Origin of the sequence: Permianibacter aggregans, assembly GCF_009756665.1 — a bacterium.
Lineage (GTDB): Bacteria > Pseudomonadota > Gammaproteobacteria > Enterobacterales > Permianibacteraceae > Permianibacter > Permianibacter aggregans.
Genome location: NZ_CP037953.1, coordinates 584101 through 609543, shown reverse-complemented (window position 1 = coordinate 609543; position 25443 = coordinate 584101). Strand labels below are relative to the sequence as shown.

24 protein-coding genes are annotated in these 25443 nt (G+C 56.8%); 6 read left to right on the top strand and 18 right to left on the bottom strand.

Going from position 1 to position 25443, the window contains the following annotated elements:
* Positions 1-6 precede the first annotated feature (6 nt).
* The 15 genes from E2H98_RS02865 to E2H98_RS02795 all read right to left on the bottom strand — a co-directional run bounded on the left by E2H98_RS02865 (position 7) and on the right by E2H98_RS02795 (position 12472).
* Positions 7-387: a hypothetical protein gene (locus E2H98_RS02865; RefSeq protein WP_133587610.1), complete on the bottom strand. Its 381-nt coding sequence runs from the start codon at positions 385-387 to the stop codon at positions 7-9.
* Between the two features lie 49 nt (positions 388-436).
* Positions 437-1216, bottom strand: coding sequence for a prepilin-type N-terminal cleavage/methylation domain-containing protein (locus E2H98_RS02860; protein WP_133587608.1), 780 nt, complete (start codon positions 1214-1216; stop codon positions 437-439).
* A complete protein-coding gene (locus E2H98_RS02855; RefSeq protein ID WP_133587606.1) occupies positions 1216-1767 on the bottom strand; it encodes a type IV pilus modification PilV family protein in 552 nt (183 codons plus the stop codon). The genes E2H98_RS02860 and E2H98_RS02855 overlap by 1 nt, the downstream gene beginning before the upstream one ends.
* Positions 1751-2278 carry a GspH/FimT family pseudopilin gene (locus E2H98_RS02850; RefSeq protein ID WP_133587603.1) on the bottom strand — a complete coding sequence of 176 codons (528 nt, stop codon included), beginning with the start codon at positions 2276-2278 and terminating at the stop codon, positions 1751-1753. Before E2H98_RS02850 ends, E2H98_RS02855 begins: the two co-directional genes overlap by 17 nt.
* Positions 2217-2651, bottom strand: coding sequence for a prepilin-type N-terminal cleavage/methylation domain-containing protein (locus E2H98_RS19445; protein WP_133587601.1), 435 nt, complete (start codon positions 2649-2651; stop codon positions 2217-2219). Before E2H98_RS19445 ends, E2H98_RS02850 begins: the two co-directional genes overlap by 62 nt.
* A 207-nt stretch (positions 2652-2858) precedes the next feature.
* On the bottom strand, positions 2859-3389 hold the full coding sequence (locus tag E2H98_RS02840; protein WP_133587599.1) for a hypothetical protein: 531 nt from the start codon (positions 3387-3389) through the stop codon (positions 2859-2861).
* On the bottom strand, positions 3389-4615 hold the full coding sequence (locus E2H98_RS02835; RefSeq protein WP_133587597.1) for a type II secretion system F family protein: 1227 nt from the start codon (positions 4613-4615) through the stop codon (positions 3389-3391). The genes E2H98_RS02840 and E2H98_RS02835 overlap by 1 nt, the downstream gene beginning before the upstream one ends.
* Before the next feature lie 37 nt (positions 4616-4652).
* Positions 4653-6338 (bottom strand): GspE/PulE family protein, encoded by a 1686-nt coding sequence (locus tag E2H98_RS02830; protein WP_198325220.1) that lies wholly within the window; start codon positions 6336-6338, stop codon positions 4653-4655.
* Positions 6335-7435 carry a tetratricopeptide repeat protein gene (locus E2H98_RS02825; RefSeq protein WP_133587593.1) on the bottom strand — a complete coding sequence of 367 codons (1101 nt, stop codon included), beginning with the start codon at positions 7433-7435 and terminating at the stop codon, positions 6335-6337. The genes E2H98_RS02830 and E2H98_RS02825 overlap by 4 nt, the downstream gene beginning before the upstream one ends.
* Positions 7432-8334: an ExeA family protein gene (locus E2H98_RS02820; RefSeq protein WP_133587591.1), complete on the bottom strand. Its 903-nt coding sequence runs from the start codon at positions 8332-8334 to the stop codon at positions 7432-7434. The genes E2H98_RS02825 and E2H98_RS02820 overlap by 4 nt, the downstream gene beginning before the upstream one ends.
* Entirely contained in the window at positions 8334-9953 is a 1620-nt protein-coding gene (mshL, locus tag E2H98_RS02815; RefSeq protein ID WP_133587589.1) for a pilus (MSHA type) biogenesis protein MshL, read from the bottom strand. Before mshL ends, E2H98_RS02820 begins: the two co-directional genes overlap by 1 nt.
* On the bottom strand, positions 9950-10288 hold the full coding sequence (locus E2H98_RS02810) for a hypothetical protein (protein ID WP_133587587.1): 339 nt from the start codon (positions 10286-10288) through the stop codon (positions 9950-9952). Before E2H98_RS02810 ends, mshL begins: the two co-directional genes overlap by 4 nt.
* Entirely contained in the window at positions 10281-10931 is a 651-nt protein-coding gene (locus E2H98_RS02805; protein WP_133587585.1) for a type II secretion system protein M, read from the bottom strand. Before E2H98_RS02805 ends, E2H98_RS02810 begins: the two co-directional genes overlap by 8 nt.
* Positions 10918-11520 carry a PilN domain-containing protein gene (locus E2H98_RS02800; protein WP_157591217.1) on the bottom strand — a complete coding sequence of 201 codons (603 nt, stop codon included), beginning with the start codon at positions 11518-11520 and terminating at the stop codon, positions 10918-10920. Before E2H98_RS02800 ends, E2H98_RS02805 begins: the two co-directional genes overlap by 14 nt.
* The gene (locus E2H98_RS02795; protein ID WP_157591216.1) at positions 11507-12472 is read right to left on the bottom strand and encodes a type IV pilus biogenesis protein PilM; all 966 of its coding nucleotides are present in this window, start codon (positions 12470-12472) and stop codon (positions 11507-11509) included. The genes E2H98_RS02800 and E2H98_RS02795 overlap by 14 nt, the downstream gene beginning before the upstream one ends.
* 195 nt (positions 12473-12667) lie before the next feature.
* Here E2H98_RS02795 and E2H98_RS02790 point away from each other — a divergent pair, with 195 nt between their 5' ends.
* Positions 12668-13327, top strand: a complete 660-nt coding sequence (locus E2H98_RS02790) for a glutathione S-transferase family protein (RefSeq protein ID WP_133587581.1) — start codon at positions 12668-12670, stop codon at positions 13325-13327.
* A 17-nt stretch (positions 13328-13344) separates the two neighbouring features.
* Here E2H98_RS02790 and E2H98_RS02785 read toward each other — a convergent pair whose 3' ends face one another.
* The 3 genes from E2H98_RS02785 to E2H98_RS02775 are packed head-to-tail and all read right to left on the bottom strand — an operon-like array spanning position 13345 to position 15976.
* Positions 13345-13875: a GNAT family N-acetyltransferase gene (locus E2H98_RS02785; protein WP_133587579.1), complete on the bottom strand. Its 531-nt coding sequence runs from the start codon at positions 13873-13875 to the stop codon at positions 13345-13347.
* On the bottom strand, positions 13872-15164 hold the full coding sequence (locus E2H98_RS02780; RefSeq protein WP_133587577.1) for an HlyC/CorC family transporter: 1293 nt from the start codon (positions 15162-15164) through the stop codon (positions 13872-13874). The genes E2H98_RS02785 and E2H98_RS02780 overlap by 4 nt, the downstream gene beginning before the upstream one ends.
* Positions 15165-15175: 11 nt before the next feature.
* Entirely contained in the window at positions 15176-15976 is an 801-nt protein-coding gene (locus E2H98_RS02775; RefSeq protein WP_133587575.1) for a cytochrome C assembly family protein, read from the bottom strand.
* 266 nt (positions 15977-16242) lie between these two features.
* Here E2H98_RS02775 and E2H98_RS02770 point away from each other — a divergent pair, with 266 nt between their 5' ends.
* From E2H98_RS02770 to pelF, 5 genes are read left to right on the top strand one after another with little or no spacing between them, the layout of a single operon-like run.
* Positions 16243-18954, top strand: coding sequence for an endo alpha-1,4 polygalactosaminidase (locus E2H98_RS02770; protein ID WP_133587573.1), 2712 nt, complete (start codon positions 16243-16245; stop codon positions 18952-18954).
* Entirely contained in the window at positions 18944-21652 is a 2709-nt protein-coding gene (locus E2H98_RS02765) for a tetratricopeptide repeat protein (protein WP_198325219.1), read from the top strand. Before E2H98_RS02770 ends, E2H98_RS02765 begins: the two co-directional genes overlap by 11 nt.
* Positions 21649-22923: a PelD GGDEF domain-containing protein gene (locus tag E2H98_RS02760; protein ID WP_133587571.1), complete on the top strand. Its 1275-nt coding sequence runs from the start codon at positions 21649-21651 to the stop codon at positions 22921-22923. Before E2H98_RS02765 ends, E2H98_RS02760 begins: the two co-directional genes overlap by 4 nt.
* Positions 22923-23903, top strand: coding sequence for a protein PelE (locus tag E2H98_RS02755; protein WP_133587569.1), 981 nt, complete (start codon positions 22923-22925; stop codon positions 23901-23903). Before E2H98_RS02760 ends, E2H98_RS02755 begins: the two co-directional genes overlap by 1 nt.
* Positions 23900-25441: a GT4 family glycosyltransferase PelF gene (pelF, locus tag E2H98_RS02750; protein WP_133587567.1), complete on the top strand. Its 1542-nt coding sequence runs from the start codon at positions 23900-23902 to the stop codon at positions 25439-25441. The genes E2H98_RS02755 and pelF overlap by 4 nt, the downstream gene beginning before the upstream one ends.
* Positions 25442-25443: the final 2 nt, after the last annotated feature.

Genomic DNA, 25443 nt, shown 5'->3' with positions numbered 1-25443 from the left:
GACAACCTAGGACTCATTGGCCAACACTTCCAGCGTTCGACTGGCTTGTAAGTCGCCAGCCTGGCAGCGGCCGACGCTGCTGATGGCATAAACCGTTACGCTATCGGCTGTGGTGGTGTTGCAGCGTACCTGCACGGTGCAGTTGTTAAAGCCGCTGCCGGTTAAATTCCAACTCGGCATACCGCAACTGGCTGGTGCTCCATTGGTCGGAAACAACTGCATCATCGTCGCCTGGGCACCACTTTCAGCCGCCAGAAAGGCGCGGGCAGAAAGCATCTCCAGCGCGACACTGCTGTTGCTGATGGCAACGGTGCGATACACCGCTGCGGCGAGCAAGGCCAGCACCACCAGTATGAACATCGCGGCCGGCAAACTGAAACCGCTCATCCGACTCCAAGCCACCGGTGGGGAAACTAAGGTCATTGATTGTTGAGCTTCACGGTACATTGCGAATCAATACCTCATGCTCATGACGAATTTGTTCGTCGCCGCTGCGTAAATCCAGCGCCACGGTCAACAGTGCGTTGCGTTCCAGAGTGCCGGCCTGATACTGAAAAATCGCTGCCGGATTGACGATATTTCGGGCCAGCAAATCGCCGCCACTTAAGCCGGAACCCGGTGTTGGTTGCGTGGCTTGTACGCCATAGCCTTGGTAGCGACGTAATTCACCCGCGCTGACACAGAATGAAATCGGCGTGCCCGTGACAAAAAAGCGGCGTGCAGGAGAGGTGCGCGGAAAGCGGTTGGCGCTGACCAGATTGACCTGCACGCTATTGGTGCCGAGCGGACTCACACTGGCAATACCAACCACCGCTTTGCTGTTGCTGGCCGAGGTATCGTAACTATCTGCAATGTCGAGCGGCATGATCGCCGCAGACCAACTACCGCTGCTTGGCAAGGGGAATGTAATGGCACTGAATGATGAAGCCGGTGCCGCAATCGGAATGTCAAGATAGTACTGGGCAGTGGCAAGCGGTCGAAATTCAACGCAGTTGCCGGAGGGCGTGACACGGACACTGTTGGGTAAGGCATCGCGCAATTCCCGGCTGACCCGTTCCAGCGCCAGCCGCGCGGTTGCGCTCAAATCACTGCGACGATTGGCGTCGAGATACTGATCAATGCTTTGCGTATAGAGCGAGGTGAAACCGACACTCAAGATACCGATGATGACGATCACGACAATCAGTTCAATCAGCGTGAAGCCATGGCTGCGCATCAGAAGTTCCCCCGATACGCGGTGAACACAAATGGAAAGCCGCTGGGCGTGCGCACAGTTACCTCAATCCGTTTCAACTCCTGCGCCGACAAGCCAAATGTGCCGCCGTCGTAGCTGACGCTGACCGCGACTGAGAAGTTATTGTACTGACTACGCTCGTTACCGAAATTGTTACGCGGTGGTGACTCGCTCAAGCCATGATAATCATCGACATCATCAAAAAATTCACGGGTTTCGCCATCGGGGCCAAAGTTGGCGGCTGAAGTACAGGCTGGGCCATCGTCATTGCAGCGCGGGATACCGCCGGGACTGTTCTGCTCGTCAAAACGCTTGCTGAGGATTTCCTCAAGGTACGCCTGACCAAGTGTCGCGGCGCGCATGCTGATCACCGGATCGACACTGTCACGATTGGCGCCTAGCATCCAGACACTGAGCGCAGTGAACGCGATGGCGGTGACGATAATCGTGACAATCAGTTCAATCAGCGTAAAGCCTCGCTGTTTGATGTCATGCAAAAAACAGTGACGGAGGTGTTCAGCAGGCATAGGCATAACCGCTGGCCTCCACACAAAGCCTGTCGCCACCACTGAATACAAACGTTGTTGCTGTCGTGGTGCCGAGTGAACCGAATATCAGTTTGGTTGCCGGTGCAACGGTAACACTATCGGGTAGTGCGCGAGGGTAAGAACCGCTACGTTCCGGCAGCATGATTGGTGTGCCGTCTGCACCGGGTGTACAAGCACGATTAACACTGTAACTGTTGCTGGTGGTGATGAAGCAGGTGACTGTGCCGGCATCAGCCATGGCCCGCTGCTGCGCATTGCGCAAGGCGGTGAGCATTTCGTCGCGAGCGGCTGTTGAGGAAAACGAGGATTCCGAGAAGAAGATTGGGGCGGCAACAGCAGCTAGCACGCCGATAATGATGATCGTGATGATCAGTTCAAGCAAGGTAAAAGCAGCAACGTGATGTTGCTGCTTTTGCTGTCGCCGGGGCACAAATTCAGCAACCGGTGTTGGTAATGGTAATCGCCGGCTCGGTGTTAACCGCAGTGGGTTCGGCATAAACAATCTGGCAGTCAGCAGGAGTGGTTGCCTTTACCAGCTGAATGGTTCCCGCTGTAGCAGTATTGAAGTCTGCTGCGGGTGACAGGGTCAGTACGCTGGTTAACGCCGAAGTGGCTGGGTAGCCATATGCTGTGGAGATGTTGTTACCATTGATGACTACCGTACCCGTGGCACCGGTTTGACCAGCAATTTGAGCTTTGGCGTAAACCAGGGTCGAGGCGCTACGAACCGATGCTTCGACACCCTGTAATACGGCACGGTTGGCGTCTGCTTTCAAATCGACAAAAAGCGGGGCGGCGGTGGCGGCCAGAATACCGAGGATGACGATCACGACGATCAGTTCGATCAGGGTGAAACCACGTTGTTTCATAGTGCTCTCCAATAGTAGGAATGAATCGGTTGTTTGCTTTCCTTGTTATTGCCGCTTCGGCGAAGCAACGATGTCCCTACAGAAATCTCTGAAAGACCGTGGTTTTCAGAGCTTTCTAAATCCAGCTTACCATCATTTTAGGAAATCTATGGAATTGTGCCAGTTTCCGCCGAAATTTCTGATTGGCGGTAAATCGGCCCAAATCGTTCAGCGTCCGACGGCGTCTGATTCGAAACGATGGTCTATCAAAACTGTGCCGGTGTCCGGGTAGTACCTTATCGACATGGTGCCGGCAAGCCGATAACGATAAAGGCAGCCCAGCCCCTGTTCCGGCTGATAATCGGTCAATACCCGGTAGGTACTGTCGCCGCTGATGGCTGCCGCAGGCGGACTGCCGCCGAGCAGGCCCTGCCAGAGCCAGGCACAGCGCAATGCGCTCAGCGTCTGTTCGCTAGAGTGTTCCGGGCCACCAATCGGAAAACCAGCCGGGTTCAGCATCAGCGTGCGACTGGCGGTATTGGGCCAATCGATAATGTTTGGATGGTTGGCGGCGGCGAGCCACTTGCGTTGCGCCCACTGAACATTCTCTCGAAGCGCGATGCCGGTATTCATTACGGCCTGTTCATGGGCAAGCTTCAGCGTGTCGGTGATGCGCGGGATCAACGCCCAGACAATGCCCGCAACAATCGTGCAAATGACGATAAACTCCAGCGCGGTAAAACCTCGCGCTCGCCTCATCAGTTGCCTCGAGCCGCTGACGCCAATTCCCACATTGGCAGAAAAATACCGAGCGCCAGCACCAGCACCATGATGCCCATCGCGACAATCAAAATGGGTTCGATGTTCTGCGAAAGCTTTTTCAGATCGTAATCGACTTCGCGTTCATAGAAGTCTGCCACCTCATCGAGCAATTGGTCGAGCTGGCCGGTTTCCTCACCGACCACGAGCATTTGCAGTACCAAAGGTGAGAACATGCCAGTATTGCGCGCCGCCCGGCTGATATTTTCTCCACGTTCGACGCCTTCACGCATCTTGCGTACCTGCTGTGCGACTTTGGCGTTATCGACAGCATTGGCGACGACAGCGAGTGAAGTGGAAATCGGTACACCGGCGCGCTGGCACATCGAGAAAGAACGGGCAAAACGCGAGAGCAGGGCGCGGTGAATAATTGGACCGACAATCGGAAAGCGAATCTTCCAACCATCCCAACGCAGCTCGCCGTGTATTGTAGCTTTCCATTGCTTGAAAAATACAAAAGCGGCAATCAGTGCGACGGCCATGTAGGGCCAGTACGCCAGAAAAAAGTCAGAGACAAATATCAGAATTCGGGTAGGTAGCGGTAGTTCGGCTTTAAACGCCGCGAACATCCCGGAAAATGCCGGAATAACGAAAATATTGATCACAAAAAGCGCGGCAATCATTGCGACGACCACGAAGCTTGGGTAGCGCAACGCTTCCTTGATTCGCTGTCTGGTTAGCATTTCCAGTTCGAGATAACTCGACAACTGTTCAAACGCCAAATCGAGTCGACCGGTGTTTTCGCCGACATGCACCATGCTGACATACAGCGGTGTGAACACATGACCTTGTTTGCCGATGGCTGCAGCCAGCTCAATACCGCCCGAAAGATCATCGACGATATGGCGCAAGGCCTCTGCGAGTTCTTCCGATTGCGTGGTTTCGGCGAGGCTGGTGATGGCACGGATAATCGGCACACCAGCCTTGGTCAGTGAGTACATTTGCCGGCTGAACATGATCAAATCCGGCAGCTGCGTTTGGCCGCGCTTGAACAGCGTGAACTTGACGACGCGTTTCGGCACCGCGGCAATCTGTTCGTCGATGTGTATCGGTGTGATGCCATCGGCCAACAAGCGTGAGGCGAGGGCATCGGCCGAGCCGGATTCGACCCGATTCTCGACGATTTCGCCGGCTTTGTTGCGGCCTTTGTAATAGTAAAACGGCATGCTCAGCTTTTATCCGCTAACAAGATTGGAGTTTTCATCAGGCCCCCTCACTGACACGCAGCACTTCGTCCAGTGAAGTAACGCCTTGGCGAGCTCGCTCCAGCGCGCTCATCGCCAGTGGTGTGTAGTGCTTGGCCGCACGTGCGGCCTGAACAAATCCATCCTGATCGTTACGACGCAGCGCTTCGGACATGGCATCGTCAATAATCAAGATCTCGTGCACGCCGATACGGCCCCGATAGCCACTTTGATTGCAATGATTGCAACCTACCGGCGCTTTGAACGTTTGTGATTCTTCAACTCCATGATGCTGCAGCCAGCTTTTCTGTTGCGGTGTGGGCTCACTGCCCCGAGCACACTGCGGGCACAGTTTGCGCACCAGTCGCTGGGCAATGACACCGCGCAAGGTACTGGCTACCAGATACGGTTCGGCACCCATGTCACCCAGACGCATCGCGCTTTGTATCGCATCGTTGGTGTGCAGCGTCGACAGCACCAAGTGGCCGGTCAGCGCCGCGCGCAAACCGATTTCGGCGGTTTCCTGATCGCGCATTTCACCGACCATGATGATGTCCGGGTCGGCGCGTAACACGGTGCGCAGCACGGCAGCAAAGGTCAGATCGATCTTGGTATTGACCTGAATCTGGTTGACGCGTGGCAAACGGTATTCCACCGGATCCTCAACGGTGATGATTTTCACATCCGGTTGATTCAACCTGTTCAGCGCCGCATACAGCGTGGTCGATTTACCGGAACCGGTCGGGCCGGTCACCAGGATGATGCCGTGCGGATAGCTCAGTAGTTGCTCGAATAGTTTCTGATGTTCCGGCAGCATGCCGAGCTGGGCGATGGTCAACTGGCCGCCGGTTTGATCGAGCAAGCGCATGACCACCGATTCACCATAATTCAGCGGCAGCGTTGCCAAGCGCACATCAATTTGCCGGCCCTGCACGACCATACTGAAGCGGCCATCCTGTGGTCGGCGTTTTTCCGAGATATCGAGATTCGACATCAGTTTCAAACGCAACACCACAGCGCTGGCGATGCGGCTTTCCTTGACCATTTGTTCCTGCAATACGCCATCGACACGCATCCGGATTCGCAGACCATTTTCCTCCGGTTCCAGGTGGATATCGGAAGCGCCCATCTTGATCGCGTCTTCAAAAATGCTTTGCAGCAATCGGGCAACTGGCGCTTCCGACACATCGACCGCTTCGGTGAGCGTTGCCAGATCGAATTGGTCGCCACCGGCTTCGCTCAACTCCAGCGCCAGGCTTTCGATTTGTTCGGTGTGGCGATAGATGATGTCGATCGCGCGCATCAATTCCGATTCGCGCGCAACAGCGATTTTCAGCGGTTTATCCAGCAGGCTTTGCATCTCGTCGATGCGGGTCAGATCGGTTGGGTCAGAAACTGCCGCCAAATAGTGAGCTGGGCCTTCTTCGATGATCAATGCCCGGTAGCGGCGCGCTTGCACTTCGTTCAGTCGTTGCGCCAAGGCTTCATTCAAGCGAATGCGACCAAGCTCCACGAAAGGAATTTGCAATTGCTGGGCAAGAATGTTCAGTAGCTGCGATTCTTCGACCAGTTGCATATCGACCAGCGTGGTGCCGAGCCGTTGCCCGGTACGCGCCTGTTCGCGCAGTGCAGCCTGCAATTGACCAGCAGTGATGACGCCGGATTCGACCAGCAGATCGCCTATCCGGATCTTGCGTTGATTCATGGTGTTGCCTGTAATAGTTGTCGGCGCCGTTGTTCGGCATAAGCGCGCAGCGGCGCGGGTAATTGCAGATCAGCCAGGGCCCGGCCATAAGCCTGGTTGGCGAAATTGATGTCGCCGATACGTTCGGCGGAAATTGCCGCACCGGCATAATGTGCGCCGTGCTGCGGTTGCAGTTGCATCAAAGCCCGATACAGTGACAAGGCTTCCGGATGCTTGTCGGTCTGCTGCAATGCCAGTGCTTTCAACGCGTAATAATCAGCGGCGTTAGCCATTGGTGGTGACGCCGCATGCAGAGTGGAGAGCGCGGCATCGAAGCGTTGCTGACGAATCCACAGGCTCGCCAGCAATTCACGCAACAGCCAGTCTTCCGGATGTCGTTGTAACAGTAGTTGCAGTTGTGTTTCCGCTCGAGCGCTGTCAACTGCAATCAAGGTTTTCAACCAGCTATTGCGCACTGAAGTTTCGTCAGGGGCGAGTTCGTGTGCTTCACGCAGCCATTTTTCGGCAGCCACGACATCGCCACGACTCAATGCCAGCTGCGCTGATTGCGACAGCGTTTGTTGCTGTTCGGCGACGCTGAGAACCGCTGGTTTGATGTCAATTGGCGGCGTGTTTGAGTTGGCGGCAGAGGAATCGGCGCTGACGTTTGTTTTGGTTTGCTGAACCTTGGCAACCAATGGCTTTGTTGTCGAAATTTCTTCTTTGTTCCGCTCGCTCGCCGTAGTCGTCACAAGCTTGATTTCAGCCAGCTCAATATCGTCAGCGGCAGGTTGCGCGGCAGCCAACGGTTCGACGTGGTATTGCTGAGCGCCAGCTGCGGGCAATTCGATAACCGCTTGAACATCAGTGGCGGCAGTCGTGTTGGCGGCGACCAATGACGGATTGCTTGCTGGTGCTGCTGGCTTGGTAGTCGGCGCGTGTTCCCGGCTTTGCCACCAATACAACGCCAGCAGTGACGACAAAATCAGCGCCATCAAAAGCCACATCAAGCCGTGACGATTCGGCGCTATCGTCGTCGGCGTTTCTGCGCGCAGATGGGCATAGGCTTCCGGTTGCCGTTGCGACAGGTCGCGCAAGACTTCATTGACCACGCTCACGACAGACTCCAAAAGGCCAACGCCGCGCTGGCACTGCCAAGCGCGAATAGCATGGCAAGCGGGCGTAGCAATCGGATCAAACGTAAGCGAGCAGAATCGGTATCCAGTGCGGCTTTCCAAGTATCCCTCATTCGCACCTGCTGGCGTTGTCCGGCGTAGGCCAACAGCAAGCATTTTTGCGCGAGGATATTGACCAGTCTCGGTGCACCGCGACTGAAGAAACGCAAGCTCGCGGAAGCCAAGACGCCGAATACCGGCTTGCCCTGGTATCCGGCAATGTGTAAACGATGTTGCAGGTAATGCTGCACTTCATGCTGATGCAAACGCTTTAATTGATAGGAAAAGGCGATTCGTTGCAACAACTGCCGGACGGAAGGCTGCTGCAATTTTTTATCTAGCTCCGGTTGTCCAAACAGCACAATATGCAGCAGCTTGCCGGTTTCGGTTTCCAGATTGGAAAAAAGTCGCAGCGTTTCCAGGGTTTCAAGTGGCAGAGCTTGTGCTTCATCAATGACCAGCACAACCGGATGACCGTGCTGATTCAGCGCCAGCAACTGTCGCTCAATTTTGCCATTGAGCTGTGCCTCGCTGTCTTGCTCCAGTTTCAGCCCCAGCTCGCTGGCCAATTGCATTTTGAACGCCGTGGGCGATAACGCTGGATTGGCAATATAGGCGTAGGGCTGGTGACCATGCAGACGATTCAGCAGCATCCGGCATAGCAGGGTTTTGCCACTGCCGACTTCGCCGGTAATTTTGATAAAGCCTTCGTGTTGACTGAGTGCCACCATCAGCACATTCAGCGCCTGCACGTGCGGCGTCAGCGCGCAGAAAAAACGGGTATCAGGCGTCAGACTGAACGGCGCTGCGTTCAGGCCAAAAAATTCCTGATACCGGATCATTACCAACCGTTCCCTGTCAATGGTGCATTCAGTTGTTTCTGTGCCCGATCAATTTCGTTTTTCCATACCGTGTCGTCGGTCACAACCGGGCGCAGCAGAATGACCAGCTCGCTCTTGTTCTGGCTTTCACGCTGCTGGGTGAACAGTTTGCCTAGCCAGGGAATGTCTTTCAGGAACGGCACACCGGAATCATTTTGGATCAGTTTGTCCTGCATCAGACCGCCGATGACGACAATCTGGCCGCTACGGGCGCGGACAATCGAGTCGGCTTCACGCACGGTCGAGAGCGCCAGTGGCAGTGAGAAAACTTCCGAGCCGAATTCCAGCGATTTGGTTTGGTCGCGTACTTCCGAAACGGTCGGGTGAATATGCAGCACGATTTCGCCGGCTTCACTGATCTGTGGCATGACATCGAGCGCGATGCCGGAGAAAAATGGCGATAGCGTGACGTTCGGTGTGCTGGTCGCTGCGGTTGCGCCGGTCACGGTGGTGGTTGAAATGCCGGTGACGAAAAACTCATCAGAGCCAACTTTAATAACCGCTTTTTGATTGTTCAGCGTGGAGACGCGCGGGCTCGACAGTACTTGCACGGTACCTTGTGTGCTTAGTAAATCAATGGTGGCATTGAAGTCGGAACTATTGAACACTGTGGTCAGCATGCCGTTTAACGGGTTGGCGACGCTGGGCAGGTTCAGCACTTGCCCGGTCTGGCCTACCGATAGCGTGTTACCGCTGTTAGTGGTGTGTAATCGTGTCCAATCAATGCCGGCCTGAAAGCCGTCATTCAACGTCACTTCCAAAATTTTCGCTTCCAGAATGACTTGCCGCTGCAAATGCGCTTCGGCCGATTGCAAATACTGACGGACACTACGCAAATCATGTGGCATGGCGCGCACTACCACCAAGCTGGCTTGTGGATTAACGACGATGCTGCTGCCAGGATTGCCGCTTACGAGCGAGGCCAATGTTGTTTGCAGCTCTTTCCACAAGTCGGCTTCACTGGTGGTTTTAATGTCAGTGGCGGGCGCGATTTCTGGCCGTGTACCGCCGCCGCTACTTTGTGAGCTGCCACCGGATTGCCCTTCGCTGGTGCCGGCATCGGCGACTTGGCCGGAGTTGACCCGCGTTTGCGAGCTGCCTTTGCGCTGTAAGTTCAGGTAGTTAACCGGGATAATCGCCGTTTGCAAACCGGCGGGGTGCACGGTAAACAAGTTGCCTTTACGGTCGTATTCGTAGCCATACACGTCACGAACAATCTCCATGACTTCCGGTACGCTGACATTGCGCAGGCTCAGCGAAATATTGCCTTTGACGTCGGGCCGCACAGCAATATTGTACGAGCTGCCACTAACCAATCCGGCGAAAAATTTGGCTGCCTCGGCCTCGCTGACATTGACGTCGAAACGCGGCTCATTGACGGCGATGATCGGAGCATCAGGGATCAGGCTGTCGATCACCGCTTTCGGCGGTACCGGCGGTGGTGTTTGCGCCTGTTGACTGGCTTCGATGGCTTCGCTTACCGGCCCGGGCGCGCGCGCTTTCGGTGGCACCGATTGGCAAGCGTTCAACAACAGGATGCTGATCAGGGACAGGGGCAGCGTTTTCGGGCTTGTCATCATAGAGGTGTTACCTTTGCCGCCGTTGGGCGGGTTTTTATTGTCGGGGTCAGCAGCAGTTTTTGCGTTCCATTACGGCCGCTCAAGACCACGTGATCGAATTCAATTTGCAGTAGGCGAGCGCCGTTCACCGTGTCGCCAACCTGGTAATATTTCTCGCCAATCAACGCCAAACGTTTGTCCGGTTGGATTAACACCGCTGTCAACAATGGCTCAGCGGGTTTGCTCGCCGCCGCCTCGGAAGGTGGTGACCACAGCGGTCGGGTTGGGTCGCGCAGTTCCGCGGCTTCAGTGTTGACCGCGAACAGCAACAGTAAACCAAGAAGCGACTTAACCACCGATCCACTCCTTGTTATCAGCCAGCGTCGCGATTTCAATCGTGACATAGGCGTTCGGATATTGCTCGACGCGATAATGCAAACGGTCCCAAAACACCTGCCAGGGCAACGCTTCCATTCTCTGCAGATAGCGCAGGTTTTCCAGGTAATTACCATACAGCGTCAGGCGCAGACGATGTCGGAATAGCTGGCTGTCGGGTTGGCCATTCGGTTCGCCATTGTTGTCGCGTTCCAGTGGTAGTTTTTCCAGCGCGACAACGCGCATGCCGGATTCTTTCGACAGCAATTGCTGCAGCAGCTCGACCATTTCCGAAGGCGCGACCATCCGGTTGCCGAGTTGTGTCATGCGTTGCTGAATATCGGCCAGTTTTTGTTCCAGTGACGCGACAATGGCGACATCGTTCTGGCCGGCAACAAAGCTCTGCAACTGCGCGTATTCATTTTCCAATAATTCGGTATCGCGTCGGCGTTGTTCCTGCATTTGCTGTTCAGCCCGGATGGTGTTTTGCAACGGCAGAAAAATCGCGAATTGACCGATTGCCAACAGCACCACGATGGTCAGCACCAGCATGATCACCCGTTCCCGTTTGCTGAGCGCCAGAAAACGGGTATCGAGGCGGCGGAAATGACTACCGAGATTCATCGTCTTGCGCTCCGTCCAGGCGATCGCCAAGCTCAAACTGCAGCACACCGGGTTTTTGCTCAACCGGTTGAATCTGCAGGTAGCTCATCGATTTATTGTGCAGGTAATCATTTTGCTGAAGCGCGGCGATCCAATCCGGCAGCATTTTGGCGTTGGTGGTTTCACCTTTCAGCAGAAATTGTTGGCCGCGCATATCAATCTCGGTCAGCCAGCTCTGCGGCATCGGTGTACGCGCCAGCGCATCGAGCAACGGCGAGAAACCGCGCACATCGACCTGTGCCCGTTGCTCCAGATCGGCCAGCAATTGCCGCTGCAGCTCCAGTTGCTTTTGCAATCCTTCCTTGCGCGCCGCGGCGTCGATCTGGGCCTGGCGGTCGCCCTGGGTGCGGGTGATCGCTTCGGTGATGGCCTGGGTTTTCTGATTCAGCTCGCTGGTGACGGCGCGTGCTTCATTCAATTGCTTCAGCAGAAACAGACTGATCAGCACGATCAGCATGATCATCGCCAGCGCTGCCATGCCAACGGCGCGTAAGCCAAGCCGGGCAGGGGCCGGCACAAACTCCGGTAAAAAGAGGTTAACCTGTTGCACGTTGCACCTCCGAAACCGGCAGCTCGCGCAACGCTGCGCCGACGGCAAGCCAGGCTTGCGGTAACGCGGTTTTGTCGATCGATTCATCGGTCGGCAACAGTGTGGCGATATCCAGCGACAGTAGCGCGACATTCAGGTTTTGTCGCAAAAATTCCGGTAGCGGTGTCAGCTCATCCGGCAGTGGCGGCAACACCAGCTTGCCAATCGGGCGGCGGCCGATCTGGCTTTCGTAAAAGTCGAGCGTGCGCTGAATCTCCAACACCAGTTGGTCCATTAATTGCCGGTTCTCATAGCCGGAGAACAACACCGCCATATCACCAATGCCGGCCAGCGGCCGGGAAATGACCAACTCGTTGTCGTGAAAAACATAAATCACCGCGCCGCGACCGCTTTGCACCAACATCGCAATGCTGGGAATCGGCGGATTCAGTTTCGTCAGTAGATTGCGAGCGCAGAGTTCCGGGATATCGATGGTGTCCAGTTTCAACCCGGCGGCGGCAATTTTCTCCACATACGGGCGAATTTTCGCTTTGTGGGCGGCGGCGACAAACAAGCGCTCATTACCTCCACGTGGTGATACCGGCGGCAGAAAGCTGGAGATCACGGCTTCGGTGGCCGGAAAATCGAGCACGTCTTTCAGCGACCAGGCTAGCGCGGCATCGCGCTCCGGTTCCGGCACGTTCGGGGTGTCGGCCTGCAGCAGCCGATAGAGATCATTGTTCAAAACAACGCGGGCGATTTCGCCGTGCAACTGCCACTGATCAACCAGCCGCGTCAGCTTTTGGCTGAAGTCTTCCAGGCCGGAGGTAGCTTCGGTGTGCACCCGCTGCAGCAGCGGGGACTCAGGCTGCGCTTGCAGGCAAGCCAGGGAAAACTGCTGGGAACCGAGCCGCAAGCCTAGGCTCAGCTGGCTTTTCTTGTTCTGGGCGCGTCCAAAAAGTGGCGGTGACAACGTCATGGTCCTTTTATGGTTTTAATGGCCTGCAGGAAACGCTGTGTTTCCGTGAAGGCGTGATGTGTCTGTTCACGGCGCTCGGGTGATTAGAGCAAGATATAGTGTGTTTGTACAATTTTGGCAGCTATTTGCCGTTGGTCAAATTTGCCCGGTCCTGGGCTATGCGTGTAGCGAAGAAGAGGAGCGCTTCAGATGATCATGCAGTTGTATGGATTTCCCGGTGCCGCCAGCCTGGCGCCGAGAATGGTATTGGAGGAAATCGGCGCCAATTACGAGTTTGTCAAACTCGACAACGCCGCTGGCGAACACCGTCAACCCGCTTATTTGAAGTTGAATCCGTATGCCCGGGTGCCAACGCTGGTGCTGGAAGGTACGGCGATTTTCGAATCGGCAGCGATTTGCCTGCATCTGGCCGATCTGTATCCGAATGCCGGTTTATTGCCGGCACCGGGCACGATCAAACGCGCCAAGGCCTATCAATGGCTGATGTTGCTGACCAACAGTCTGCAGCCGGCACTGATCAGCTTTTTCTATCCTGAGCGTTTTGCCGGCGAGGGCAACGAGGTGCAAGCCATCAAAGCCAATGCCGAGCAGACGGCGCAACGCTATTTCAGCCAAATCACCGAGCATTTGGCGCAGCATGGGCCCTATCTGTTGGGTGAGGCGCCCTGTGTAGCCGATTTCTTTTTGCTGATGCTGACGCGCTGGGGCCGCTGGTTTGTCGAGCCACCTTATCGAAAATACCCGGCGTTGACCGCGCTGGTCGATCGCTTGAGCGAGCGCAGCGCCGTGCAGCGGACGTTTCAGTTGGAAGGGATTCCGGCACCGTATTGTTTGTTGCCGAAGGCCTGAAAAACGCATGCCGGTGTTTATAGTGCACCGGCATGCACTTCAACATCGGTGTCCGTGATCAGCGATACCCGTACACACTTCTCCAACTGAAATCCCAGTTTGCGCACAACATTTTTTGACGCGTGATTGTCCGGATGAATCAGGCTTACCAGTCGATTCAATTTCAGGGTGTCTTTGGCATAGGGCAGTACCGCACGTGCCGCTTCGGTTGCCAAACCTTTTCCCCAATACTCTGGAAACAAACGATAACCCAGTTCATTTTCCTGCACTTCATCAAGAAACTTGATTCCGGAAAAGCCGATCACTTCATTGCTGGCTTTCCATACCAGGGCATAGCGGCCGTAACCGTGAACTTGATAATCGCGCAAGGGATGTTTGTGCAAATACTCCTCCGCTTGCGCTTTCGATTGCAGCGGCTGATTGCCGGCATAGCGGATGATTTCCGGAATCGTGCCAAGCAAGTACATCGCGTCAACATCGTGTTCGTTGAACGCGCGCAAAATCAATCGCTCGGTTTCCAGCGTTGGCATTGTCGCAATGTCATTCATGGTGTTTTACTCAATTCCGTTGGGCTGTATAAATCCGGCATCACTTTGACGGCTTTGACCATATTGTCTTTCACCTGCAGGATTTCCATCGGGTAGCCGTGCAAGCGAATGCAGGTGCCGCCAGTCGGCAGCGTTTCCAGGTATTCAAGGATCAAACCGTTCAGGGTTTTCGGGCCATCAGTCGGCAGCAGCCATTGCGTGCTGCGGGTCAGGTCGCGCAGGTTGGCGGCGCCATCAACGAGAAAATGGCCGTCATCAAGCGGTGTCACATCGCGGTTCACTTGCGCGGCGATATCGGTGGTGTATTCGCCGACAATTTCTTCGAGAATATCTTCCAAGGTAACGAGTCCCTGCACTTCACCGTATTCATCGACGACCAAACCGATACGGCGACGATTACGCTGAAAGTTCAGCAGTTGCTGGGTCAGCGTTGTGCCTTCCGGAATGAAGTAGGGTTCGCGCAGAATCGCTTGCAGTTGCTCGATGGCAAAATCTTCATCGGCGAGCAGCGGCAGCGTGTCACGAGCATGCAGAAAACCGACGACATTATTGATGTCATCGCGCCAGGCCAATAGCCGGGTGTGCTGGCAATTGAGCAGTGCCGGCATCAATTCGTTTTCCGGCAAATTCAAATCGAGGCCGACGATATCATTGCGCGGTACCATGATGTCTTCGACGGTGACTTTTTCCAGATCGAGAATGCTCAGCAACATGCTCTGGTGCCGCTTTGGCAGCAGCGCGCCGGCTTCGTTGACAACAGTGCGCAGTTCTTCCGAACTCAATACATGGCCACCGGTTTCTTTGGTGTTGACGCCGAACACGCGCAACACTGAATTGGCCAGCCAGTTGATCGCGGCGACCACCGGGTAGGTGACTTTCAATAATGGTGTCAGTACGTATGCGGCAGGAAAGGCCACCCGCTCCGGTTTCAACGCCGCCAGCGTTTTCGGCCCGACTTCGCAGAAAATCAACATGATCAGCGTCAGCGCGATCGTCGCGATCACAATGCCCCATTCTTCGCCAAAGATGCGCACTGACAGTACGGTAGCAACGGCTGAGGCGAGAATATTGACGACCGTGTTGCCGGTGATGATCAGGCCAATCAAGCGGTCGGGTTGATCGAGCAGTTTCTGCACGCGCTGTGCACCGCCATGGCCGTGTTTGGCCAAGTGCCGGACGCGGTAACGGTTGATCGCGAGAATGCCAGTTTCGGAGCCGGAAAAACTGCCGGAGAGCATGAACAACAGAAACAGGAATAGCAGGACTTCGATCGTGGAGAAACTGTCCACGGGGTACTCCTTTAGCGGGGACCGATCAGGTACTCGATGACAATGCGGGTGCCAACATAGGAAAGCGCCAATAGCGCAAAGCCGAACAGGGTCCAGCGCACGGCGATGCGACCGCGCCAGCCGTAACGAAAGCGACCAATCAACAGCACGCCGAACACAGCCCAACCGAGTATCGACAATACCGTTTTATGCGTTGGCGTCTGGGCAAAGGCTTCCGGCACACCGAACACGGCAATCGCCATCGCGATACTGAGCAGAATGAATCCGGCGCTGATCAGCCGGAACAGAAACGCTTCCTGTAATTGCAGTGGCGGCAGCCAGCTGGAGACATTCATCGGCGCCTTGCGCAATTGCTTTTCCAGCCACCAGAGCACCAGCGCCTGAATCGCGGCTACCATCATCAGGCTATAACCAAGCAACGCGGTCAAAATATGGGCGAGGGTCATCCATTCGCCGGTCAGTGGCCGAATCGGCGAAGCAGCAAACCAGGGCGCCAGCGCGGACAATAAACCGGCAATCGGCAGCACGATCATCAGCAGCGGTGCCGCCAGATGACGACCGGGAATCATCAGCAGCAATACGATCAGCCAGCTGACCATGCAGGCGATGTTGATCAAATTCAGGTTCTGGCCGACTGGCGTGTCGATCAGCATATGCAGCAAGGCCGCTTGCAGTGCCGCCGGTAACAAGGCCAGCAAGCTCAGGTAATGGGGAATGGCGATTTGCCGGCGCAGTAGGGTGTATAGCCCGGCAGCCTGTACGAAGTAGAACAGCGCGGTTAGCAAGGCAAGCAATTCAATACTGTTCAACATGCGCAATGAAACCTGACGAGCCTTTTTTGTGGGGAGTATCCATGGGCCGATGCGCTGACACGCAACGGCGCACTATGGTGGCATATTGCCTGCTGCCAACGCAAAAAGCGAAACCGGGCAGAAATATTTCCGCGCCAGCGCTACGCCACGTACAAACCGGTATTCATCCGCTAGAATGTGGCACTTTGTTTCGCCTGCACCGATTCCGGCAAGGTTGTCTGCACATTCTCATGAATGGATTTTCGCCAGCACGGCGTTTTGTGCGCATGTTTTTCCAGCTGCTGTCATTGCTGACGCTGACTTTTCCCGCCGTGGCGACGGTGCCGCCGTTGGCTGAGCGCGATATCGTTTTTTACTACGGCTCGCGGCCGCCGGTTGATGATCTGCGCCATTTCGAGCAGATCGTCATTCAACCCAGCCAGGTGCTCGCCCACGAACGAACCCAATTACTGGCTTTGCCTTCAACGATTTTTGCCTACGTGTCGATAGGCGAAGTGGCGCGCAACAGCGAAGACATCAGCCGGATTAAAAGCAAGTGGTCGATCGGCACCAACCCGACCTGGAACAGTCTGGTCATGGATATGTCCTCGTCGGCCTGGCGCGACTACCTGCTTGACCAGCATTTCGGCCTGCTCTGGCAGCAAGGCTACCGCGCCTTTTTTCTCGATACTGTCGACAGCTATTTATTGGCGGCGCGCGACGGCAAGCGCCGTGAGCAGCAAGAGCAGGGCCTGCAATTGTTGCTGGCCGAGGTCAAACGCCGCTACCCGGGCGTCAAGCTGCTGCTGAACCGCGGCTTTGAAGTGTTGGATAAAGTCGCCAAGCATGCCGATGGCATGATCGCCGAGTCGCTGTTTCACGGCTTCGACCCGCTGACCGGCAAGCACGCACCGACCAAACCGGAAACCCGGCAATGGCTAATCAACCAATTACGCCGAGCCCAGGACGAGTTCAATCTGCCGGTCACGGTGCTCGATTACGTCGAGCCCGGGGAATGGGCCGAGGCGGAAAAAACCGCGAAGCAGATTCTCGAATTGGGCTTTATGCCCTGGGTCGCCAATGGTGATTTGACCTGGCTGGGCCAGGGCCGGGTCCGGCTGATGCCGCGCCGGGTGCTGGCCATTGTTGACGGCAGCCCGGCCGAACAGTGGAACCAGCCGCTGTTCAAACACGTGGCAACGCCGCTGGAATACCTCGGGCTAGCCATTGATTACTGGTATATCGACCAGCAAGGCTTGCCGATCGAGCCATTGCTCGGTCGCTACAGCGGTGTCGTCAGCTGGCTGCCTACCGACTTGGAAGGCCGCTACGGTGGCGTTTGTTCGCGTTTGCAGCGTGAGGCCGATGCCGGTTTGCCGGTGGTGTTGCTCGGCAATGTGCCGGCCGGCGTCGCCTGTCGCCGACTGGTCGGCTACGCCGGCGACAATCAACCGATCACCCATGCCTTGACCGCCGAATCGGCGCATCAGTTATTGGCTCGGCCGGAGCATCTGCCGGTAGTCGGTAGCGGCACCCCGGATTTGCGCATCGAGGCGCTGGGTGAACCCTGGTTGACCTTGAGCGGCGAAAACCAACGCTTTCATCCGGTCGCTGTCACCGCCAGCGGTGGCTATGCTGTACACCCCCATTTAATCAACGAAAACGCCAGTGGCCAGCACCAATGGCTGCTCGATCCGGTGGCATTCCTGCGTGCGGCTTTGCGCTTGCCGTTGCAGCCGGCGTTTGACCTGACTACCGAAAATGGCCGGCGCATCAGCTTGCTGGAAATCCGCGCTGATCAATTGTTCCGCACCGATGCCGCAACTGGTGTCAGCGCCTACGACAAGCTGCGGTCGCTGTTGAATCAATATCAGGAGCCGGTCACCATCGGCATCATCGAAGCGGAAATCCGCGACGACGAACAAAAGCAGAAAGTCCAGCAACTGGCCGCGCTGCCGCATGTGCGTTTGGCCAGCCATACTTATTCCCATCCTTTTTACTGGCCAGTGTTTATCGGCGAACGCGATGCCGATCAGGCGCTCTATAAATACTCGGTACAGGTGCCTGGCTATGCCGCTGAACTTTCGCGGGAAACCGCCGGTACGCTGGCATTTTTGCAGAGTATTGACGACCAGGCGGCACCGCTGCTGATCTGGTCCGGCGACGGCAAGGCGCCACCGGCCGCCGTGGCTGCCGCCGAGCAGGGCGACATGCTGCATATTGGTGGTGGTGGCCTGCACTGGCAAACCGGTAGCTTAAGCCTTGCCGATCTGTCGCCGCTGCTGAAGCCCAGCGACTGGGGTGTTCAGGTGCTGACACCGCTGGTGGCTGAACCGTTGTTCGCCCGGCTTTGGTATGGCGAGCTATTGAATTACCGCAAGGTCATCGAGTGGAATCAGTTGCTCGATGGACCGCAGCGCTGGCGCCCGGCCTCGCTGTCGCTGCATGCCGATGCGCTGCTGCGTAACGGCGCCGCCACCGTCATTGATGAAGCCATTCGCCAGCAACAGCGTGAAGAAACTCTGCCGCTCTGGCTTGATGAATTTGTCCGCCGCGCCCGCAGCTTTCAACAAGCGAGTCTGGCCCGTGATATCGATGGCCGCTGGCAGGTGTACGCCGGTGAACTGCGCACATTGCGGCTGCCAGCTTCTGCTGGTTTGGTCGCCATCAGCGATGATGTTGCCGGCTTTCGTGAACACCATGACCAACGTTATCTGCACCTGACCTCCGCCGCTGGCGAACTGGAGTTTGTCTCAGCGGCGGAGAAAAATCGGCCGTTGCTGATCCATGCCAGTGCGCCGCTTCAGCATTGGCAGTTGAGTAAGGCGAATCAGGCCACGTTCCGTTTGCAGGCGCGTGGTCAGGCCGAGCTGCAGATCCCGGCTGGTTGTCGAGTGCAGATCAATGAACAGGCGTTACCCGCCCGTGTCGTGCAGGGCGGTTTGCGGGTCGTGGTGTCGGCGGCGCAGGCAGCAGAGGAACTGAGCCTTGACTGCTGAAACCGCTGATCGCAAACCGCGCCAGCAACCGGCGCGGGAAAAACTGCTGAATGCGCCAGCGCTGCTGATCATGGGCGCCGTCATCATCGTCGCGCTTTGGGTGTTGTTCCCGCGTCAGCCAGCGTTTCGAAACCCAGCCAACCTGTCCGCCAAAGATGCGTTGTCGGTCGCTTACCTGCGAGTGTTGGTGCAGTCCGACCCGGACAATGCGCCGTTGCGACTGTCGTTGGTGCAGGTACTGACCGAGGCCGGTTTGCTCGACGAAGCACGTGGCGTCATTGAGCCGCTGCAATGGATTGAACGCGAACCGCTGCGCTTCGAAATCCGTCTGGCCGATCTGAAGTTATCGCTGCAACAGCTTTATCGCCGACCGAGTGAAGAACGCCAGCAAACCCTGCGTCAGCAGATCGCCGATCTGATCAGCCGATTGCTGCTGACCGCGCCGAACGAAAGCGCGCTCGATCAAGTGGCGACACTGGCTGAGCAATTCGGTGAGCCGCAGGTATTGGCCCAGACCTTCGAGCATCTGGCCATTACCGTGCCGGCCGAACCGGCGCGCAAAGCCAGCTGGTGGCGCCTCGCTGGCCGTCATTATCTGGCGGCCAATGCCCCGAAACAGGCGGCCCAATCCTATGCCGGCGCCTTTTTGCTGGAGCCTTCGCCTGAGCTGAAACAGACGCTGGCGAAAAACACCTTGCGGGCACTGCTGCAAGCCGGGCTTGATGAAAATGCCTTGGCGCTTACCTTACGCATCATGGCCGGCGCCAGTCCGGATACCGAGTTGTATCAGCTGGCTGCCGATATCGCCGAACCGCTCGGCGACCAGCAAAACGCGCTACGTTGGCTGACTGCGGTGCATCAAGCGGCGCCGGAGCCGGACCTGACCGAGCGGTTGCTGCGGCTGCGCATTGCGACTGGCGACTTGGCTGGCGCGCTCGAGTTGGCGCCGTTGCTGCGTGAGCATGTTCAGCCCGGTAGTGAGCGTCACCGCTTGCTCGCCCATGTTTATGACTGGAACAGCCAGAGCCGGCCAGCCTTGGAAATGTGGCTGTCACTGGCAATGACCGGCCCGGACCCGGAAGCGGAGTCCCGAGCCTTTGCGCTGGCTCGCGACCTGCCCGAAGACGCCGCGATGATGCAGCTCATCGAACTGCTGGCGACCCGGCGTGAGCTGAACGAACTGGAGTGGGCTGCCTATATCGAAGCGGGTTTGCGCCAGGTCGAGCCGCTGCATCTGGAGCAGGAACTGCGCCGACACCTGCTGCAGTTTGCCGATTCGGTCACCGCCAAACGCACCTTGTCGCGGCTGCTGGTCCGGATGGGCGAACCCGATGAAGCACTGGCGGCGCTACATGGCGCCGACATCGTCGATACCATTCAAGCCGAACTGCGCCTGGCCCGCACACTGGATGCCGCCGGCGAGCCGGAGCGGGCGCTTGATGTGCTGTTGCGTCGTTTCTCGGCGCCACCGGAACAGGAAACCGAAAACTACTGGCTGCTGCTTGCCGATCTGGCCTGGCAGCTTGGCCGTGATACCTACGCCAGCAAGGCTTTGGCCGAGGCGCTGGTCTACCGGCCCGATGATGCGACCATTGTTGACCGGCTTCAGCAACTGGCCCGGCGCAACCGCGATGACCGCGAGCTGGAGCGGCTGGCGCGCTACGGCTGGGAGCGACTCGGCCGGATCAGCGATTTGCAACGGCTGATGCGCTTTGCGTTCCAGCGCAAGAATTGGGTGGAGCTCGACCGCTGGCTGGCGCTGGCCGAAACTCGGCCGGAACAGGTGCAACAAGCGCCGGATTACTGGATGTACAGCGCTGTGCGCAAAATGGCCGCCGGCAATCGCGATGCGGCGCGCAAAGCTTTAAAAGAAACCCTGCGGCTGCGTGGTCAGGACCCGGAAGTCAGCGAAGCGATTATCTGGTTGCTGCTGGCTGAACCGACTGTCGACGCGACGGCGCTGGAAGCGGCAGTGCAGGGCTATCGCCAGCAGGGCGCGGTGTCGCCGCCACTGGCCGAGGCGCTGGCCGCGGCCGAACTGACTTTGGGCCGGCCGCAGTCGGCTGCTGGCTGGTTCATGCAAAGCCTGCAGGCGCGGCCAAAGGATTTCTTCTGGAACCTGACGCTGGCCGACAATATCGAGTGGGTTGGCTGCCCAGCCCATGCCAATGCGATACGTCTGCAGGTATTGCGTTCAATTGGCCAAGGCGGCGTCATCACCCAGAACGGCCAGCATCCAGCTCGGCTCGCCGACTATTTTTATGGTGTGCACGACCCAAAAGTGGTGTCGCTCGATGAAGACGAAGTCGAGGTCTGGCAGGATTTGCGTTCCGGCTGGAATATCGTCAAGCCACTCGACAACGCTCGCTTTTTTGCCCTGATGCGTCAGCGCGAACGGCTGCTGCTATCGGCCTGGGAAGATTTCGCCGACGCCGTGCGCGAAAACCGCATGCCTATCGTGCAGCAGATGATCAATGCCGTCGCCCAGAGCCTGGTCTTGCAGCCGGCGGGTCCGGCCGTTTCCGGCACACTGCCGTTGACGCTTGATGATGTCGACCGCGCCAACCGCTGGTTTGCCGGCAGCGCACCGGTCAACACCAGCACGTTGGCCAGTGAGCTGCCGATTTGCCGCGAAAGCCTGGCCGCCATTCATGTGGCGCTGAATACCCGTTCCAAACAGGAGCCAACAACACCGTGAGAAAACCCTGGATGGATGGCGTCGATGCCGTCAACGTCAATGTCAACGTCTCGCCGTGGCGCAGCTGGGTGGAAACCTTTGTGCTGACCGCCGTTGCCGTCGTCGTTTCCTACGTAACCGGACCACAGGATCCGTTCCGTCTGACCCAAGGGTTTCCGTGGCCGATGCTAGGGCCGTTGCTGGCCGGTTTGCGTTACGGTTTTGCTCATGGATTTGTCAGCGCGCTGCTGGTGTTGGCGGCGCTCGGTGTTGCCATCAATCAACAGCTGCAAATCGCTGAAGAGTTTCCATTGCCTTGGGCCATTGGGGTTGTGGTCGTCGCGATGGTTGCTGGTGAATTTCGCGACGTTTGGGAACGCCGTTTACGTCGCCTCGCTGGCACCAATCAATACCGGGCCGAACGACTGGAAGAATTCACCCGCAGTTATCAGTTGTTGCGTTTATCGCATGATCGGCTGGAACAAACGGTGGCAAATAGCGGTTTGAGTTTGCGCGAAGGCATTTTGCGTTTGCAGAGTACGCTGCATGCCATTGACGGCCTGACGCCAGAGTCGCTGCAAAAATTGCTGGCACTGCTGGTTGAATACGGCAGTCTTGAACGGGCGGCGATTTACCCGATCAAAAACAATCGCTTGGCGCTGGATACCCCGCTGGCGACTTATGGCGCTGAATTCACATTGGAAACCGATGACCCGATTGTCCGGGCTGCGCTCGATAACGGTGAGCTTGCGGCCGTCAATATGATCAGTGCGCCGGTGGCCGAACAAAGTGGTTTGTTGCTGGCGCTGCCGATGGTCGATGCTGCCGGCGAAATTCACGCGATGCTGGTCGTCAAGTCGATGCCGTTTTTCGCGTTTCATGAAAGCAGTTTGAAGCTGTTGGCGGTGCTCGCCGCGCACGGTATTGATCACTTGCTTTACGGTTCTGCAACCACCTCGGTGGCGCGTTTCATCAAAGCCTTTGATCGTGTTCGTCGCGATCAGAAAGTATTCAAACAACCGGCGATGCTGATCAAGTTCTCCGGCGAACACGAGCCAGTCAGCAAAGCGTTTGAAACCATCAAAGCCCATATTCGTGCGCTTGATATGGTCTGCATCACCCGCGAGAACAACCACGTCGTCGTCTGGTTGTTATTGCCGTTGACCGACACGCTCGGTGCCAGAAACTGGCTGCAGCGCGAGTCGGCCAATTTGCCTGCAGGGCTGGACTCTGAATTGATCGAAGTCGGTGACATCGATCCGGCGGTCATTCATCAACTGGAATCGCATTGATGCGCCCGCTGGCACCCTGGCTCGGTATCGGCGCCGAAGCGCTAACACTGCTGCTGGTGTTGTTTGCGCCGACATTCTGGTGGCTGGCGCTGCTGCTGCATTCAATCGCTTCGTATGCATTGGCCGTGGCGTTCTGGCATCAATTGCCGCGCCGTTACAAATTGCCGGTGACCCGCAGCCTGTGGTTTTTGATTGCACTGCTATGGATGTTACCGGTGGTCGGTGCGCTTGGTCTTTATGCCGGTCTGGTTGCCGGTTTACGTTCACCACGTTCGCGGCTGGAGCGCTCGATTCGCACGATTACCTTGGCTGAGCTGCCGTTTTCACCACCGGTTATTTACGCCTCGCCGCCCTATAGTCAGGGCGCACTCAGGCAAATCGTTCGCTACGCCGAGCGACCGCTAAAACGACTGAAAGCGGTGATGGCGACTCGCTATATGTCAGCGCATGAAGCGGTGCCGGTTTGGTCGCTGGCATTGCGCGATCGGGTTGATGATGTGCGCTTGCTCGCTTACGCGATGATGGACAGCGCCGAGAAAAAATTGAATGAACGCATTACCGAACTCACCGAAGATTTGCAGGAAGTGCCGGCAAGGCAACGAGCACCGTATCTGAAAACACTGGCCGCTCTGTGTTGGGAACTGGTGTATCACAATCTGGTGCAAGGCGCCGTGCGCGCACATTGGTTGCACACGGCGCGCCGTTATATGTCGCAGGGTCTTGAGCTGGCGCCGGATGGCAGCAGTCAGTTGTTATATGCGCGCATGCTGCTGGCTGCTGATGAAGTGATGGCAGCGGAAGCGGCGCTCTATGAGGCCGGCGAACTCGGAGTAGCCAATGATGTGCTGGCGCCGTTTTTTGCCGAAGTCGCGTTTCGCCAGCGCCGCTTCAATGCGGTGCGCGAATACCTGGCCGAAAGCCAGCGCAGTGGCGAACTCGGACGCGATTTTGCCCAAGTCAAAGCATGGTGGAAGCGATGAGCAAAAAAGAAACCTACGTCGCCGATATCGCACTGCTGCTGGAAGGCACTTATCCGTACGTGCGCGGCGGTGTCTCGTCCTGGGTGCATCAGATCATCAGCGGTTTGCCGGAACTGAAATTCGCCGTGATTTTCATCGGCGGCGAACCGGAAATGTACGACAAGGCGCAATACCAGTTTCCGCCCAATGTCACCCATTTTGAAACGCATTTTTTGCTCGACAGCAAGCGATATCCGACCAAGTCACGGCGCGGCAACAAGAAAGCCTTTGATGAAATCGGCGAACTGCATGAACAAATGCGCGATCAGAACGCAATGCCGGTCGAAACGATGATGCGCGCGTTCAAACAGCTCGGCGCCAAGAACGGCGTCAGCCACGAAGACTTTCTCTATAGCGAAGCCAGCTGGGATTACATCACCGAGCAATACCGCAGTCGTTGCACCGAGCCGTCATTCGTCGATTACTTTTGGGCGATACGCACGATGCACGCACCGCTGTTCGTGTTGACGGAAATTGCCAAAACACTGCCAAAGGTCAAAGCGCTGCATGCGATTTCCACCGGCTACGCCGGTTTGCTTGGCGCCATGCTGCGTTTGCAACGTGGCACGCCGTTTATTTTGACCGAGCACGGCATCTATACCAAAGAACGTAAAATCGATTTGGCTCAAGCGACCTGGATTCGTGACTACAACGACGACGTCAGCAATACGCTGCACGACGAGATGGGTTACATCCGTGGTTTGTGGATCAAGTTTTTTGAACAGATTGGCCGCATGGCTTATGCGCAAGCCGCGCCGATTGTCAGTCTATATGAAGGTAATCGCCTGCGCCAAATTGCCGACGGTGCACCGGCGGAAAAAACCAAGGTGATCACCAACGGCATCAATCTGCCGCGCTACGAAAAAGTCTTGCAGGTGAGAAAAGAAGGTATACCGCCGGTGCTTGGGCTGGTCGGTCGGGTTGTGCCAATCAAGGACATCAAAACCTTTATTCGGGCGATGCGCGCCTTGCTCGACAAACTGCCAGAGGCCGAAGGCTGGATTGTTGGTCCAGAAGACGAGGACGAAGACTATGTCGAAGAGTGCAAGGAGCTGGTGCGCAGCCTTGGCCTTGAAGGCAAAGTTAAATTCCTGGGCTTTCAAAACGTCGCCGACATTCTGCCGCAACTCGGTTTGATGGTGCTGACCTCGATCAGCGAAGCACTGCCGCTGGTGCTATTGGAAGCGTTTGCCAGTGGCCTGCCTTGTGTCGCCACCGATGTCGGTTCCTGCCGGGAATTGATCGAAGGCAGTGGTGAGGATGATCGGGCGTTGGGCGCCGCCGGTCGCGTCGTAGCCATCGCTGATCCGGAAGCAACGGCGGATGCCGCGTACGCCTTGCTAAGTGATGGCGCAGAATGGCGTGCTGCACAACAAGCCGGTTTGCAGCGGGTCAAGCGTTACTACGATGATCAAATGATGTTTGCAGCGTATCGCCAGCTGTATGTCGATACGCTGCAAACCGATTCCGCGCCGGAAGCGGCGAGCGGGGGGCGCTGACC